Annotated in this window: 11 protein-coding genes; 6 read left to right on the top strand and 5 right to left on the bottom strand. The window is 51.3% G+C overall.

What is annotated here, in order from left to right:
- Nucleotides 1-54 precede the first annotated feature (54 nt).
- A complete protein-coding gene (locus M975_RS00890) occupies nucleotides 55-2,466 on the top strand; it encodes a glucose/quinate/shikimate family membrane-bound PQQ-dependent dehydrogenase (protein WP_425338984.1) in 2,412 nt (803 codons plus the stop codon).
- A 97-nt stretch (nucleotides 2,467-2,563) separates the two neighbouring features.
- Here M975_RS00890 and cueO read toward each other — a convergent pair whose 3' ends face one another.
- Nucleotides 2,564-4,135, bottom strand: a complete 1,572-nt coding sequence (gene cueO, locus M975_RS00885; protein WP_064556753.1) for a multicopper oxidase CueO — start codon at nucleotides 4,133-4,135, stop codon at nucleotides 2,564-2,566.
- A 156-nt stretch (nucleotides 4,136-4,291) separates the two neighbouring features.
- On the opposite strand from cueO, the gene M975_RS00880 reads away from it, so the two are divergent.
- From M975_RS00880 to M975_RS00870, 3 genes are all read left to right on the top strand, one after another.
- Nucleotides 4,292-4,639: a YacC family pilotin-like protein gene (locus M975_RS00880; RefSeq protein ID WP_034493417.1), complete on the top strand. Its 348-nt coding sequence runs from the start codon at nucleotides 4,292-4,294 to the stop codon at nucleotides 4,637-4,639.
- Nucleotides 4,640-4,991: 352 nt separating this feature from the next.
- On the top strand, nucleotides 4,992-5,441 hold the full coding sequence (locus M975_RS00875; protein WP_245164249.1) for a hypothetical protein: 450 nt from the start codon (nucleotides 4,992-4,994) through the stop codon (nucleotides 5,439-5,441).
- On the top strand, nucleotides 5,438-6,745 hold the full coding sequence (locus M975_RS00870) for an FKBP-type peptidyl-prolyl cis-trans isomerase N-terminal domain-containing protein (RefSeq protein ID WP_064556751.1): 1,308 nt from the start codon (nucleotides 5,438-5,440) through the stop codon (nucleotides 6,743-6,745). The genes M975_RS00875 and M975_RS00870 overlap by 4 nt, the downstream gene beginning before the upstream one ends.
- Nucleotides 6,746-6,783: 38 nt before the next feature.
- Here M975_RS00870 and yacL read toward each other — a convergent pair whose 3' ends face one another.
- Together yacL and acnB are read right to left on the bottom strand one after the other, a co-directional pair.
- Complete coding sequence (yacL, locus tag M975_RS00865; protein WP_064556749.1) at nucleotides 6,784-7,146, bottom strand: protein YacL; 363 nt, start codon at nucleotides 7,144-7,146, stop codon at nucleotides 6,784-6,786.
- 198 nt (nucleotides 7,147-7,344) lie between these two features.
- Nucleotides 7,345-9,942 carry a bifunctional aconitate hydratase 2/2-methylisocitrate dehydratase gene (acnB, locus tag M975_RS00860; protein WP_157093312.1) on the bottom strand — a complete coding sequence of 866 codons (2,598 nt, stop codon included), beginning with the start codon at nucleotides 9,940-9,942 and terminating at the stop codon, nucleotides 7,345-7,347.
- Between the two features lie 474 nt (nucleotides 9,943-10,416).
- On the opposite strand from acnB, the gene M975_RS00855 reads away from it, so the two are divergent.
- Together M975_RS00855 and M975_RS00850 are read left to right on the top strand one after the other, a co-directional pair.
- Complete coding sequence (locus M975_RS00855; RefSeq protein ID WP_064556746.1) at nucleotides 10,417-12,156, top strand: DUF3300 domain-containing protein; 1,740 nt, start codon at nucleotides 10,417-10,419, stop codon at nucleotides 12,154-12,156.
- A gap of 13 nt (nucleotides 12,157-12,169) precedes the next feature.
- The gene (locus tag M975_RS00850; RefSeq protein ID WP_064556744.1) at nucleotides 12,170-13,018 is read left to right on the top strand and encodes a DUF2950 domain-containing protein; all 849 of its coding nucleotides are present in this window, start codon (nucleotides 12,170-12,172) and stop codon (nucleotides 13,016-13,018) included.
- A 50-nt stretch (nucleotides 13,019-13,068) separates the two neighbouring features.
- Here the strand turns inward: M975_RS00850 and lpdA are convergent, their stop codons facing one another.
- Together lpdA and aceF are read right to left on the bottom strand one after the other, a co-directional pair.
- Nucleotides 13,069-14,493 carry a dihydrolipoyl dehydrogenase gene (lpdA, locus tag M975_RS00845; protein ID WP_064556742.1) on the bottom strand — a complete coding sequence of 475 codons (1,425 nt, stop codon included), beginning with the start codon at nucleotides 14,491-14,493 and terminating at the stop codon, nucleotides 13,069-13,071.
- Nucleotides 14,494-14,646: 153 nt separating this feature from the next.
- Nucleotides 14,647-16,530 carry a pyruvate dehydrogenase complex dihydrolipoyllysine-residue acetyltransferase gene (gene aceF, locus M975_RS00840; protein WP_064556741.1) on the bottom strand — a complete coding sequence of 628 codons (1,884 nt, stop codon included), beginning with the start codon at nucleotides 16,528-16,530 and terminating at the stop codon, nucleotides 14,647-14,649.
- Nucleotides 16,531-16,541 lie beyond the last annotated feature (11 nt).

The raw sequence follows: 16,541 nt of genomic DNA, 5'->3' as shown, positions 1-16,541 counted from the left end.
CAATTGGTAAAAAAGCCATTTATGTGATGAATATCACACTTGTTAATAACTATAATGAATTGCTATCAAACTTTTAAGAGCGTGATAATTGTGAAAACAAATAACTCTGGTTCGCGGGTAATCGCAACCTTAACAGTCCTGTTTGCGGTGCTTACCGGGCTGTATTTATTCATTGGCGGGATATGGTTAGTGGCAATTGGTGGGTCCTGGTACTACCCAATTGCAGGGGTGGTGATGTTAATCACCGCATGGTTACTTTGGCAACGCAAAGCTCTGGCTCTGTGGCTCTACGCCGCATTACTGCTTTGCACCGTGGCATGGTCTGTCTGGGAAGTCGGTTTTGATTTCTGGGCATTAACACCACGTTTAGACGTTCTGTTCTTCTTCGGCGTATGGTTACTGCTGCCGTTTGTCTATCGTCACCTGATTCTGCCCGCTGCCGGTGCGGCTCCGGCCCTTGGTGCGGTGCTGGCGATTACCGTTGTGGCGCTAGTCTGGGCGGTATTTAACGATCCTCAGGAAATTAATGGCACGCTGAGTGCCGATGCGACAACACCTGTTTCTGCATCATCGACCATTCCTGATGCCGACTGGCCTGCATATGGTCGTAATCAGGAAGGGCAACGCTACTCTCCGTTAAAACAGATCAACGATAAAAACGTCGGTCAGCTTAAAGAAGCCTGGCGTTTCCAGACCGGTGATGTGAAGCGCCCTACCGATCCGGGTGAAATCACCAACGAAGTCACACCGATTAAAATCCGCGACACGCTTTACCTGTGTACCGCGCACCAGCAGTTGTTTGCGCTGGATGCGACCACCGGTAAACAAAAGTGGAAATTTGATCCGCGTCTGGATACTAACCCTTCGTTCCAGCACGTGACTTGCCGTGGTGTTTCTTACCACGAAGCAACCGCGGATAACGCGACTCCGGATGTGGTTTCAGATTGCCCACGCCGTATCATTCTTCCTGTGAATGATGGCCGCCTGTTTGCCATTAATGCCGATAACGGCAAGCTTTGCGAAAGTTTTGCCAACAAAGGCATCCTGAATCTGCAAACCAACATGCCGGTCACCACGCCGGGTATGTATGAACCGACCTCACCTCCGATTATCACCGATAAAGTTATCGTGATTGCCGGTGCGGTAACCGATAACTACTCCACTCGTGAACCGTCTGGTGTGATCCGTGGTTTTGATGTGAACAGCGGTAAATTGCTGTGGGCATTCGATCCGGGAGCTAAAGACCCGAACACCATTCCGGGTGATGAGCACCATTACACCATTAACTCTCCAAACTCGTGGGCACCTGCTGCCTATGATGCGAAGTTAGATTTGGTGTATCTGCCGATGGGTGTCACCACGCCAGATATTTGGGGTGGTAACCGCACACCGGAACAGGAGCGTTATGCCAGCAGCATCGTGGCACTGAACGCCACCACCGGGAAACTGGCCTGGTCATATCAAACCGTTCATCACGACCTGTGGGATATGGATATGCCATCGCAGCCGACGCTTGCCGATATTACGGTTAAAGGCGAAACCGTTCCGGTTATCTACGCGCCTGCGAAAACCGGCAATATCTTTGTGCTCGACCGTCGTGACGGCAAAATGGTGGTTCCGGCTCCGGAAAAACCGGTTCCACAAGGTGCAGCAAAAGGCGACTACGTGACGCCAACTCAGCCATTCTCGGATTTGAGTTTCCGTCCGAAGAAAGACCTGAGCGGTGCGGATATGTGGGGCGCGACGCTGTATGACCAGATGGTCTGTCGCATCATCTTCCACAACCTGCGTTATGAAGGCATTTTCACTCCACCTTCCGAGCAAGGCACGCTGGTGTTCCCGGGCAACCTGGGGATGTTCGAGTGGGGCGGCATTTCCGTTGACCCGAACCGTCAGGTCGCGATTGCTAACCCAATGGCGCTGCCGTTTGTTTCTAAACTGATGCCACGCGGCCCAGGCAACCCAATGGAACCGCCGAAAGACGCTAAAGGTTCAGGCACTGAAACAGGCATCCAGCCACAGTACGGCGTGCCGTATGGCGTGACGCTGAATCCGTTCCTCTCTCCGTTTGGTTTGCCGTGTAAGCAGCCTGCATGGGGCTACATCTCTGCGGTAGATTTGAAAACCAACGAAGTGGTATGGAAAAAACGTATCGGTACTGTGCGCGACAGTTCACCGCTTCCGTTGCCGTTTAAAATGGGGATGCCAATGCTTGGCGGCCCAATTTCGACTGCGGGAAATGTTCTGTTTATTGGTGCGACGGCAGATAACTTCCTGCGTGCTTATAACATGAGCAACGGCGAGAAACTGTGGGAAGCACGCCTGCCAGCGGGTGGTCAGGCAACGCCAATGACCTATGAGGCGAATGGTAAACAGTACGTCGTGATTTCTGCTGGTGGCCACGGCTCCTTCGGAACGAAGATGGGCGATTATATCGTCGCTTACGCTTTGCCGGACGCGAAGTAATTTAGTGGGTTACGCCCTCATCCCGGCCTTCTCCCCCAGGAGAAGGAGAAACCAATTCCCTCTCCTGGGGGAGAGGGTTAGGGTGAGGGCGTAATCGCTACGCCACCGTAAAGCCAAGCATCATGCCGGTGTCTTCATGTTCCAGCAGATGGCAGTGCGCCATATACGCCTGGTCTTTAGAAGCCGCATGATCGAACTTCACTAACACTTCGCTGCGCCCACCTTCTACTCGAACCGTATCTTTCCAGCCCTGACGATGGGCCGCTACCGGTTGGCCGTTTTCGCTCAGAATGCGGAACTGCGTGCCGTGAATATGGAACGGGTGCAGCATAATGTCGCCTTCACCGGAAATGGTCCATTTCTCGTACTTGCCTTTCTCGACGGCAAACGCAGGCGTATTCATATCAAATGCCTTGCCGTTAATCTTATTGGCGTTATGGAAGTCAAAGCCCTGCTGGCCGTGATTCATCCCGCCATGATTCATTTTGCCATGGTCCATATTGCCCATCATGCTGCCATGCCCGGCCATGCTCATTCCCGCCATCGCCTGCTGGCCATATTTGTCCATCAGCGCTTGCATCCCCATCATGTCCAGCATCGGGTCCATCATCAGCTGTAACCAACGCTCGGTAACACCGTCCATAGCAGGAATCGCAGGAACGTTAACCAGTTTGTCAGGCATATCACCGGATGCGGCAATAATCAGCGGCTGAATACGCACCACAGGCTGCGGTTTATCGAAAGGTGCGACCGTCATACCCATTTGCTTCACGGGTAGCGTGACGATATCAAACGCTTTGCCGTCGCGAGTATCCACCAGCACTTCGAAACGCTCGCCCATCAACATAGGCAGTTCGGTCACTTTTACCGGCTCCGCCAGTAAGCCGCCGTCGCTGCCAATCACATACAGTGGGCGATTGTCGCTGGCGGCAATGTTCAGAGAGCGGGCATTACAACCATTGAGCAGACGTAAACGTAGCCAGCCGCGCGGGTTGGCATGTTGCGGATATACCGCGCCATTGCACAGCAACGTGTCGCCAAACCAGCCGACAGCGGCGCTCATCACATCTAATTGATAGTCAATTTGGCCGTCAGCAGCAAAACGTTTGTCCTGGATAATCAGCGGCACATCGTCAATACCCCAGTGTTTTGGCAAACGCAGCGCACGGCTTTCACGATCGTCGATTAACACCAAGCCTGCCAGCCCCATAGCCACCTGATGGCCTGTTTTGCCATGCTGGTGCGGGTGGAACCAACAGGTTGCCGCGCGTTGCTGCGGGGTAAATTTAACTGTGCGCTGGCCTCCAGCGGCAATCACACCTTGTGGCCCGCCGTCGACATCACCAGGCACTTCTAATCCATGCCAGTGAACCGTGGTTTCTTCTGCAAGATGGTTATTAATCTCAACCGTGACTTCTTCGCCCTGCGTCAGTTGCAAAGCCGGTCCCAGTAAATTGCCGTTATAGCCCCACGTGGTGGCCGTCTTGCTATTAAAAGTGCTTTTGCCCGCTTGCACGGCTAAACGAATGCTATTCTTTGCATCAGGGGCGAGAATTTCGGGGATCGGTAATGTGGGTCTGTCGGCAGCCAGTGCCGCTTTACTCCAGAGCGGCAGCGCGCTAAATGCGCCAATAGCAGCAGAATATTTTAGAAAATCACGGCGTTGCATATTCAGTTCCTTTCATTAGCAGGCGTGATCGTGAGCATAAACTCTGCCCTTAGGGGAAGGTCAAGTTTTATACGGGTTGCAGGGCAGATAATAAATCTCGTCGCACCATATTTAACTGTGTTAACGTTTCGTATCTGATAAAAAGTGGTAGATGTGATGAAGATGGGAGTTAGGGCATTAATCCTGGGCTTGTTGATGGCTTTTTCCACCAGCAGTCAGGCACTTAGCGAGTCTGAAGCAGAAGATATGGCCGATCTTACTGCTGTGTTTGTGTTCCTGAAAAACGATTGTGGCTACCAAAATCTGCCGAACGGACAAATTCGCCGTGCACTGGTCTTTTTTGCCCAGCAAAACCAGTGGGATTTGAGCAATTACGACACCTTTAATATGAAGGCGCTCGGTGAAGATAGTTATCGTGATTTAAGTGGTATCGCTATCCCTACCGCGAACAAATGCAAATCTCTTGCCCGTGACTCGTTAAGCTTACTCGCCTACGTGAAGTAACTCGTCTTTTTAAAACACTTCTGGAAATTATAGCCGCCCTGGAGCGGCTATTTTTGTCAAATGTGTATGGTGATATATAACAATTTCCTAAAAAACATTAAGCCAATTGCGTAAAAATAAAAATGGTTTATTCTTGTTCAGGCAAGTGGTTAATTGAGCCAATTTTAATAAGAGCAATATTACAGTGTACTTTTTAAGTATTAATTAGGTGAAGACATTTATCACCTTACACCAGGCTATTTATTCATATAAAGAGAAACCATTTCACTTTAGCTCATCGCCAGAGCTTATTAACTGCTATGGAAATCAGCATAGTTTTTAAAATAATACCAAAGGATGGATATACGTGACCATGACAATTAAAAACGCCATCAACGTTTTTTGCCCGGCGATTGCAACTATGGTTCTCATGTTGGTCAGCGGCTGTAGTGCTTCTTCCTCACAGCAAGCAAAGCCCATTGCAAAAACACAAGCAATACAGACTATTCAACCCGTGCCGAACATTGAAAGCATCTCTCAGCCTACGGTGAAAACACCTCAACAAGAACAAATTACCTTTTGTCGTATGGCACTTGATTCATTACAGAAAGTGAATCCAACCCGCGCGCGTAAATTAAGTAATGACTTTAATTCCCTTGTAAGCGCTGCCTCACAATATAATGCAGTGCGCGGGCAAGTAGGTGATACCACACGCCAGGCCATTGATTCTATGTATCACTTTAAGAGTGTGAAATTGTGTGCTGATATTGATAAGGAATTAATGGACAGTCTGGTGCAACGCGGTGAGAGCGCTATCCGATGAAACGTCATTCTTTAATATTACTCGTTCCGTTGGCAATAACTTTCCTGTACGGGTTAAGTCACCCCGCCAATGCGGAAGAAGATCCGTTAGCTGTTATTACGGCGAGTTCTAATTTCGATAATTCTGTCCCGGCAATTCTGAATTATGCGCAGCAAGAACAGGGTAAACCTTCTTCCGGGTCCGTTCAGGCGGCTCCGAAAAACCAGAAACGGGTCCAGGCAAGTGACAAGAAAAGTTCGCTTGATAGCAAATATACCCAGCAACAAGGTTGGCTAACGCAAAAAGATGCCACCATTCGTCAACTTCAGATGCAGCTTGCGGATAAAAATGCACAAGAGGAAACCTTCTCGCAAAAAGAAGTGGAGCTGACGACACGGATTAAAGCATTACAAACGCAGCTTGATGCGCAGAAGCAGCAAAACACCGGGCTTGCCGATGTGCAGAAGCAGTCGGCATTCCTCGAGGCGCAGCTCAAAGAAAAAGGCACTCAGCTTGAAAGCCTGACTCAAAAGCTCGACGCCAATGAACAACAGCGTTCAACGCAAATTAGCGCCCTACAAGAGCAGTTGAATCAAGAAAGCCTGGCGGTGAAAGCGAAAGAAGCCGAGCTTGCCAAACTCACCAGCGATTTTACGCAGTACAAAGATGAAGCCGCTAAAAAATCCGCCGTGGTGGATTTGAAGCTGGTGCCTCAACAGCAGGCCTACTCTATCGGTGTCTCGCTGGGTAATGACGTTCTACAGGAGCTGAATACCCGTGAATCGCAGGGTGTGAAGGTCGATCGGGATGCCGCCCTGTTGGGCATAAGCGACGTGTTTAAAGGCACGCTGGCACTTGATGAAAGCACGCGAAATAAATCACTTGCCGCGGCATCTCAGGCTTTGTACGAAAACCTGTCTAAAACAGAGAGCCAGTCGATTAAAGAAGGGAAACTGTACCAGCAGAAATTTGCCAGGCAAAAAGGCGTTGAGTTCAAAGAAGGCGTCTACAGCAAGATTGATTACGCAGGCCAGGACGCGATTGGGCCAGAAGATACCGTGGTTATCGTGATGAAAGAGACCCTAACAGACGGTACGGTCATCACCGATATGGAAGCGGCAGGCAAAGTCTGGTCCCAGCCACTGAGTGCTTACCCGCCGATTTTCAGCGGTCCGCTTAAGCGTCTGGGCAACCACGGCACTATTACCGTTGTCGTCCCACCGGATCTTGCCTATGGCAGTAAAGGATTACCGCCGAAAATACCACCGGGTGCCACCATGACTTACAGCATCCGCGTCGTTGATGTGATTAAAAAAACCAGGTAACACTTGTTCAGCATTCAGGCCCGCAAGGGCCTGCTTTTTTAGCGCTGGCCCAAAAACTCGCGATAGGCCGCCACAACCTGCATGAAATCTTCCACGCCGCAAAAGGATAAACTTTCTTCATCGTAGTAGTTCATCCCCTCTTCTATTTCATCACCTGAAATTTCCAACTGATTAGCGCGGATCATCACTTCTTCGCCGTCGAGCCATAACGTGTATTCATGCCCGACACGTTGCCACTGGCGCTCACTACCTTTAACTGAATTTATCGCCTCTTCGACTTCATCGAGCAGCCCGAGATTATCTTTTACTTCTTCATTAAACCAATGGCCGACTACTTCGTGGCCCATCGACATACGCACTTTCACCAACCCGGTGACATCACGCAAAAATTCATATTCCATGGTGTTTTCCTCTGCCTTGCATGGGGAAATGCAGTACCCCTTAGCGTATAAGGTAATTATCGCAGCAAAGTCGGCGAAAAACAGCGTGGTGAGGATAAGGATGAGAAATAAATGAATATGGGAAAGGGTGATGACTAATGCCCTCACCCCAACCCTCTCCCACAGGGAGAGGGAGAAGGCAGAGTAAGGGTAAGGCTTTTAGACGGCAGTCTGGAAAATCACGCCGTCTGCTTTCTCGGTGTACTGAGAAAGTTTGTCAAAGTTCAGGTAACGGTAGGTGTCCACCGCCGTCTTATCGACTTGCGCCATAAAGGTCTGGTATTCGTCAGGCGTTGGCAGTTTGCCCAGCAGTGAAGCCACTGCGGCCAGTTCTGCGGAAGCCAGGAATACGTTCGCACCCGTCCCTAAACGGTTAGGGAAGTTACGCGTAGACGTTGAAACCACGGTGGAACCGTCTGCCACACGCGCCTGGTTACCCATGCACAGTGAACAGCCAGGGATTTCGATACGCGCACCGCTCTTACCAAACACGCTGTAGTAGCCTTCTTCAGTTAACTGAGCGGCATCCATACGCGTTGGTGGTGCAACCCACAGGCGAGTTGGCAATTGGCCTTTGTGGCTATCGAGCAGTTTACCTGCCGCACGGAAGTGGCCGATGTTGGTCATGCAAGAACCGATAAACACTTCATCGATTTTCTCGCCAGCCACATCAGACAGCAGACGCGCGTCGTCAGGATCGTTTGGCGCACACAGAATTGGCTCTTTGATATCGTTCAGATCGATTTCGATGATCTCTGCGTATTCCGCATCGGCATCGGCTTCGAGCAACTGAGGATCGGCCAACCATTTTTCCATGCCCTGGATGCGGCGCTCAAGCGTACGACGATCGCCGTAACCTTCAGCGATCATCCACTTCAGCAGCACAATGTTAGAGCTCAGGTATTCTTCGATCGGTTCGCGATCCAACTTGATGGTACAACCAGCAGCTGAACGTTCAGCGGAAGCATCGGTCAGCTCAAACGCTTGTTCAACTTTCAGCGTAGGCAGGCCTTCGATTTCCAGGATGCGACCAGAGAAGATGTTTTTCTTACCTTTTTTCTCAACAGTCAGCAGACCTTGTTTAATCGCATACAGCGGGATGGCGTGAACCAGGTCGCGCAGAGTGATACCCGGCTGCATTTTGCCTTTAAAGCGCACCAGCACCGACTCAGGCATATCCAGTGGCATAACACCCGTAGCCGCAGCAAACGCCACCAGGCCAGAACCCGCCGGGAAGGAAATCCCGATTGGGAAGCGAGTATGGGAGTCACCACCCGTACCGACGGTATCCGGCAGCAGCATACGGTTCAGCCAGGAGTGGATAACACCGTCGCCCGGACGCAGCGAGACGCCGCCACGGTTCATGATGAAGTCAGGCAGTGTGTGGTGAGTATTCACATCCACCGGCTTTGGATAAGCCGCAGTGTGGCAGAAGGACTGCATTACCAGGTCAGCAGAGAAGCCCAGGCATGCGAGGTCTTTAAGCTCATCACGGGTCATTGGACCGGTGGTGTCCTGAGAACCCACAGAAGTCATTTTTGGTTCGCAGTACTGATTTGGGCGAATACCGTCTACGCCGCAGGCACGGCCAACCATTTTCTGCGCCAGAGAGAAGCCGCGAGTACTGGCTACTACATCTTTAGCCTGAACAAACACTTCGCTGCGTGGCAGATCCAGCGCTTCACGCGCTTTAGTCGTCAGACCGCGGCCAATGATCAACGGAATACGACCGCCAGCACGGACTTCGTCGAGCAGCACGTCAGTTTTCAGCTCAAAATTAGCAATAACAGCGTTGGTTTCGTGGTTACGCACTTCGCCTTTGTATGGATAGATGTCAATAACATCGCCCATGTTCAGGTCGTTTACGTCAACTTCGATTGGCAGCGCACCCGCATCTTCCATAGTGTTAAAGAAGATTGGCGCGATTTTGCCACCGAGCACCACACCGCCGCCGCGCTTGTTCGGCACGTTCGGGATGTCATCACCCATGAACCACAGCACGGAGTTAGTCGCAGATTTACGCGAAGAACCGGTACCTACAACGTCGCCCACGTAAGCCAGCGGGAAACCTTTTTGGTTTAACGCTTCAATCTGTTTGATCGGGCCAACACTACCAGGTTGATCGGGCTCGATACCTTCACGGGCGTTTTTCAGCATCGCTAAAGCGTGCAGAGGGATATCCGGGCGTGACCAGGCATCTGGTGCCGGAGAGAGGTCATCGGTGTTTGTTTCACCGGTAACTTTAAATACGGTAACGGTGATTTTCTCAGCCAGTTTAGGGCGAGAGAGGAACCACTCAGCATCAGCCCAGGATTTCAGCACTTTTTGTGCGTGGGTGTTGCCCGCTTTTGCTTTTTCTTCCACATCGTAGAAGTTATCAAACATCAGCAGCGTGTGGGACAGGGCTTTAGCGGCAATAGCTGCCAGCTTTTCGTTATCCAGCGCGTCAATCAGAGGGTGAATGTTGTAGCCACCTTGCATAGTGCCAAGCAGTTCTACAGCTTTCTCTGGGGAGATTAACGGGGAGGTAGCCTCACCTTTAGTGATCGCGGCCAGGAAACCGGCTTTAACGTAGGCAGCTTCATCAACGCCTGGCGGAACACGATTGGTAATAAGATCTAAAAGGAATTCTTCTTCACCCGCTGGCGGGGATTTCAGCAGCTCGACCAGTGCGGCCATTTGGGATGCTTCTAAAGGTTTTGGAACAATCCCATCTGCAGCACGTTCGGCTACGTGCTTACGGTATTCTTCTAGCACGACGGTTCTCCTCGCTCTCATTGTCATTTCGGTTCCGGCTATTATCTTCACGCTCCTGTGAGACAGCAGTTTGTAGGGTAAATGCCCGGTACCGCGACGGGCAGCATAGCAGGATTTTCAGGGGGAGTTAATGTGTTTACAAAAAAGCAACATTAAATACTTGCTGAATCGTTAAGGGCAAAATATTACTTTTCGATATGACCTTTTCAGGCAGAATTTCGGATGCTACATACCATGAACTTAAGCTAAATTCTGCTTTTCATCTGTCCGGATTCAGTCTTTCCCGCTCTCCTCTGGCACCCGCATTCAGTGCGGTCCGACACATAATTTCACTATTTCCAATAACTTTTCCGGCAAGAATCACCGTTTAAGTCAAAAATTAAACTATTAGCTCAATATACTCACAGCAAGATCGTTGCCAACCGGCACTGCTCTCAAATCAAGGGTATCCTTCTGAATACCAGGAGAAGTTAAATGAAGTTGCCATTCAAGCCTCATATTCTTGCCCTCATATGCAGTGCCGGAATTTTAGCGGCATCTGGTGTTCTGTATGTGAAAAGTCAGACGACGAGCGAGCCTGCGCCCGCAGCCCAGACGACACAACCGGCTCCAGCCACGCCTGCGCCGCAAGCCGCTCCAACCCCGGCTGCAACGCCTGCACCTGTGGCAGCCACCGCGGCGGTCGCACCACAAACCTATACCACGGCGCAGCTCGACCAGTGGGTCGCGCCGATTGCGCTGTATCCTGACCAGCTGTTGTCACAAGTCTTGATGGCGTCGACGTATCCCGCAAACGTAGTGCAGGCGGTGCAATGGTCACGTGATAATCCGAAGCAACAAGGCGACGCGGCTATTCAGGCAGTTGCCAACCAGCCGTGGGACCCAAGCGTAAAATCTCTCGTGGCCTTCCCGCCGCTATTGGCCTTGATGGGTGAAAACCCGGAATGGGTACAAAATCTGGGGGATGCATTTTTAGCGCAGCCTAAAGATGTGATGGATTCAGTACAAAAATTACGTTTGCTGGCCCAGCAAACCGGCGCATTAAAAACCACTCCACAACAGACGGTCACTACCTCGCCCGTCACGGTAAACCAAAATACGACGGTGGCAGCACCTGCCGGTAGCAGCTCAAGCAGCTCGTCGTCAGGCAAAACCGTTGCCGCCGCACCCGCGGAAACAGTGATTAAAATCGAGCCGACCGATCCACAAGTGGTTTATGTTCCGAGCTATAACCCATCGACGGTGTATGGCACCTGGCCTAACACGGCGTATCCACCGACCTATCTTCCTCCCCCTCCGGGAGAACAGTTTGGTAACAGCTTTGTTAATGGCCTGGGCTTCAGTCTGGGTATTGCCACCACTTACGCCCTGTTTAGTAACCTGGACTGGGGCGATGACGACGATTATCACCATGATTACCATGGTGGTGGTGGGTATGAGCGCAATGGCGACAATAACATCAACATTGACGTCAATAAATTCAACCGAATTTCCGGGCAAAATCTACAGGGTCGCAACGCAGGCTGGCAGCATAATCCGACTTATCGCAATGGCGTTCCTTATAACAACAGCAACGTTGCTCAGCGCTACCATCAGACCAATGTCGCAGGTGGTTTAAGTGCTACACAAAGAAGCGCGCCCGTTAATCGTGACGCCCAGCGGCAAGCCGCAGCCACACAGTTACAGCAGAACAAAGGCAGACTTGATGCCGCCGCTCCGCAGCTGGCTTCCCGTGATGCCCAGCGCCAGGCTTCAACGCAGCAATTGAATCAGATAGCCCAACGCAATAACTACCGCGGTTATGATTCGCAAAGCACGGACTCACGCCGTAATGCTGCGAAACAACAGTTCAATCAATCCACCACTCAGCAACAGCGCCGGGACACCGCCAAAACGCAGCTTAACAACCCGACGGCGCAACAACAGCAGCGTCGTGATACAGCGAAGTCAGAAGCGAACCGCCCGACATCGCAACAGCAACAACAACGCCGCGATACGGCTCAGCAACACCGTAGCAGTAGCAATCTGAGCCAGACGCATCGCGCAGCATCCACACGCCCAAATGCGTTTAGCGGTAATGACAGCCGATCCCCTTCCTGGCAGGCACAAAGCCAGCGTGGGCAACAAAGTTTGAATCGATCATCGGCAAACCGCGAACAACGTAGCGGGTCCAGAGAACGTAGCTCGGGTAGCCGTGAAATTCATCGCCGTTAATTAAGGAGGCATCATGAAAAATCGTATGAAGTTAAGTGCATTAGTAATGCTTATGCTGCCTGCCTTTGTTCAGGCACAGCAACAATTCACCACGCCTGAGCAGGCGGCAACGTCGTTTGCCAATGCCGTCATTAGCCAGGATGAAGCCGCGCTGACCGAGGTGCTGGGCGATAACTGGCGTCATTATTTGCCGGACGAAAAAGCCGATCCGGAAGCTGTCGCCCGTTTTGTTCGTGACTGGAAAGTCAGCCATAACATCGAAGAAAAAGGTGAAACGGCCCATCTGAACGTCGGGCAGGAAAACTGGCAGTTGCCAATCCCTATGGTGAAAACTGACGCGGGCTGGCATTTCGATATGAAACGCGCCGCGGACGAAATACACACGCGGACTATTGGCCTTAACGAACTGTCCGCCATGCAGGCGATAAACGCCTATGTGGCAGCGCAGCAAGATTATTATCAGCTCGAACAGCAGTATGCGCAGAAATTTGTCAGCACCGAGGGCAAGAAAGATGGCTTGTACTGGCCTGCAACGCCCGGTGAAGAGCCAAGCCCTCTCGGCCCAAGTTTCAGCCCTGAACAGCCTGGCATGGGTTATCACGGCTATCATTTCCGGATTCTTACCGCACAAGGTGCAGACGCTCCGGGCGGTGAGAAAGACTATATTGCCGACGGAAAAATGGCAGAGGGTTATGCGTTAATCGCCTGGCCTGTGGAATATGACGAAACCGGCGTGACGACCTTCATGGTGAGTCATCAGGGGGTTATTTATCAGAAGGATTTAGGTGAGCAGACGGCTGAAAAAGTTGCGGAAATAAAGCAATTCAATCCGGATAAAAGCTGGCAGGAAGAGCCACAATAACCCAATAAAAAAAGCGGCCTAAGCCGCTTTTTTTCTTTACCTTCAGACGATTACTTCTTCTTCGCTTTCGGGTTTGGCAGGTCAGTGATGCTACCTTCGAAGATCTCAGCAGCCAGACCTACAGACTCGTGCAGAGTCGGGTGCGCGTGGATGGTGAGCGCGATGTCTTCGGCGTCACAACCCATTTCGATAGCCAGACCGATTTCGCCCAACAGCTCGCCGCCGTTAGTCCCGACAATCGCACCACCGATAACACGGTGAGTTTCTTTGTCGAAAATCAGTTTGGTCATACCGTCTGCGCAATCAGAAGCGATAGCACGGCCAGAAGCAGCCCACGGGAAGGTGGCTGTTTCGTAGCTGATGCCTTTCTCTTTCGCTTCTTTCTCGGTCAAACCAACCCATGCAACTTCTGGTTCAGTGTACGCGATTGAAGGAATCACTTTCGGGTCGAAGTAGTGCTTCATGCCCGCGATAACTTCAGCGGCAACGTGACCTTCGTGAACACCTTTGTGCGCAAGCATTGGCTGGCCGACGATATCGCCGATAGCGTAGATGTTCGGCACGTTAGTGCGCATTTGCTTGTCAGTACGGATGAAGCCACGCTCGTCAACTTCAACGCCAGCAACACCCGCATCCAGCAGCTTACCGTTAGGTACGCGACCGATTGCAACCAGAACCGCGTCGTAACGCTGTGGTTCAGCTGGGGCTTTTTTGCCTTCCATGGTGACGTAGATGCCATCTTCTTTGGCTTCAACTGCAGTCACTTTGGTTTCCAGCATCAGGTTGAATTGCTTGCTGATACGCTTGGTGAAGACTTTAACAACGTCTTTGTCAGCAGCCGGGATAACCTGGTCGAACATTTCAACCACGTCAATCTCTGAACCCAGCGCATGGTACACAGTACCCATTTCCAGACCGATGATACCGCCACCCATAACAAGCATACGCTTTGGTACGGATTTCAGTTCCAGTGCGTCGGTAGAATCCCATACGCGTGGATCTTCATGCGGAATGAATGGCAACTGAATCGGACGAGAACCCGCCGCGATAATTGCGTTATCAAAAGTGATAGTCGTTGGACCATTTTCACCTTCAACAACCAGGGTGTTAGCGCCGGTAAATTTACCCAGGCCATTCACCACTTTAACTTTACGACCTTTTGCCATACCGGACAGGCCACCAGTCAACTGGTTGATAACCTTTTCTTTCCAGGTACGGATTTTGTCGATGTCAGTTTTCGGCTCGCCGAAAACGATGCCGTGCTCAGCCAGTGCTTTCGCTTCTTCGATAACTTTAGCAACGTGCAGCAGGGCTTTAGAAGGGATACAGCCAACGTTCAGACAAACACCACCGAGGGTGCTGTAACGCTCGACAATGACTGTCTCCAGACCTAAATCAGCGCAACGGAATGCAGCAGAATAACCTGCCGGGCCTGCCCCAAGTACGACGACCTGAGTTTTGATTTCAGTACTCATCATGACCTCTTTATTATTCTCCGCCTGCAGTCTACAAAATTGTTAACAATTTTGAAACAAAAACGGCAAGCGAATTGTCCTTTGCATCAGATAATCTCGAACTACATCACGAGATTACCAGAAAAAAGCCGACCGAATGGTCGGCTTTTTGGCTTACATCACCAGGCGGCGGATATCGGCCAGCGTATTGTTGATGATGGTGATAAAGCGCGCACCATCAGCACCGTCGATCACGCGGTGGTCGAAGGAAAGAGACATTGGCATCATCAGACGCGGAGTGAACTCTTTACCATTCCAGACCGGCTCGATAGCCGACTTGGAGACACCAAGGATGGCCACTTCTGGCGCGTTAACGATTGGCGCGAAGTGAGTCGTCCCGATACCGCCCAGGCTTGAGATAGTGAAGCAACCGCCCTGCATTTCGCCAGCAGTCAGCTTGCCATCGCGAGCTTTCTTGGAGATAGCCATCAGTTCGCGAGACAGCTCGCTGATGCTCTTCTTGTTCACGTCTTTAAAGACGGGAACAACCAGACCGTTTGGCGTATCAACCGCAACACCGACGTTGATGTATTTTTTCAGCGTCAGCTTCTGACCGTCTTCGGAGAGGGAGCTGTTGAAGCGAGGCATTTGCTCAAGAGCGGCAGCCACTGCTTTCATGATGAAGACAACAGGAGTGAACTTCACGTCCAGCTTGCGCTTGGCCGCTTCGTCATTCTGCTGCTTACGGAACGCTTCCAAATCGGTGATATCAGTTTTGTCGAAGTGCGTAACGTGTGGGATCATCACCCAGTTACGGCTCAGGTTCGCACCAGAGATTTTCTGAATACGGCCCAGTTCAACTTCTTCGATTTCGCCAAACTTGCTGAAATCAATTTTCGGCCATGGCAGCATGCCTGGCAGACCGCCGCCAGTTGCCGCAGCCGGTGCAGTTTCTGCACGCTTAACAGCATCTTTCACGTAAGCCTGAACGTCTTCGCGCAGGATACGACCTTTACGGCCAGTCCCTTTCACTTTCGCCAGGTTCACACCAAACTCACGCGCCAGGCGGCGAATCAGTGGGGTTGCGTGAACGTATGCGTCGTTTTCAGCGAATTCAGTTTTGCCAGAAGTCTGCGCTTGCGCCGCTGCTGGTTTCTGAGCTGCCGCCACAGGAGCCGGAGCTGCTGCTTCTTGCTTAGCGGCTGGAGCAGGCGCTGCGCCTTCCACTTCAAAGACCATAATCAGAGAACCGGTAGACACTTTGTCGCCAGTTTTGATTTTGATCTCTTTAACAACACCCGCGAACGGAGCCGGGACTTCCATAGAGGCCTTGTCGCCTTCTACGGTGATCAGTGATTGTTCAGCGGCAACTTTATCGCCCACTTTAACCATCACTTCCGTCACTTCAACTTCGTCACCGCCGATGTCTGGCACGTTGACTTCTTTAGAACCAGAAGCCGCAGGTGCAGCAGCAGGAGCCGCTTCAGCTTTAGTTTCTGTTGCAGCCGGTGCAGCACCCGCTACTTCGAAGACCATAATCAGGGAACCGGTAGACACTTTGTCGCCAGTATTGATTTTGATTTCTTTGACAACGCCTGCGAACGGCGCCGGGACTTCCATAGAAGCTTTGTCACCTTCAACAGTGATAAGAGATTGCTCTGCTTCAACTTTGTCGCCAACTTTAACCATGATCTCGGTGACTTCTACTTCGTCACCACCGATGTCTGGTACGTTCACTTCTTTCGCTGCGGCAGCTGCCGGAGCTGCTGCTGGCGCTGCTTCTTTCTTCTCTTCAGCCGGAGCTGGTGCAGCTTGCGCTGCACCTTCGGCGGATTCGAAAATCATAACCAGTTTGCCGGTTTCAACTTTGTCACCAACCGCAACTTTGATCTCTTTGACCACGCCTGCTTGCGGAGAAGGGACTTCCATTGAAGCCTTGTCACCTTCAACGGAGATAATGGACTGGTCAACTTCAACCTTGTCGCCCACTTTCACCATGATTTCGGTAACTTCAACTTCGTCTGCACCGATGTCCGGCACTTTGATTTCGATAGCCATTTTATTCTTTA

Origin of the sequence: Buttiauxella brennerae ATCC 51605 (assembly GCF_001654925.1) — a bacterium.
In the GTDB taxonomy this organism is placed as follows: domain Bacteria; phylum Pseudomonadota; class Gammaproteobacteria; order Enterobacterales; family Enterobacteriaceae; genus Buttiauxella; species Buttiauxella brennerae.
Note: the sequence above shows the minus strand (reverse complement) of the source record. Positions and strands in the feature narration are given on the sequence as shown.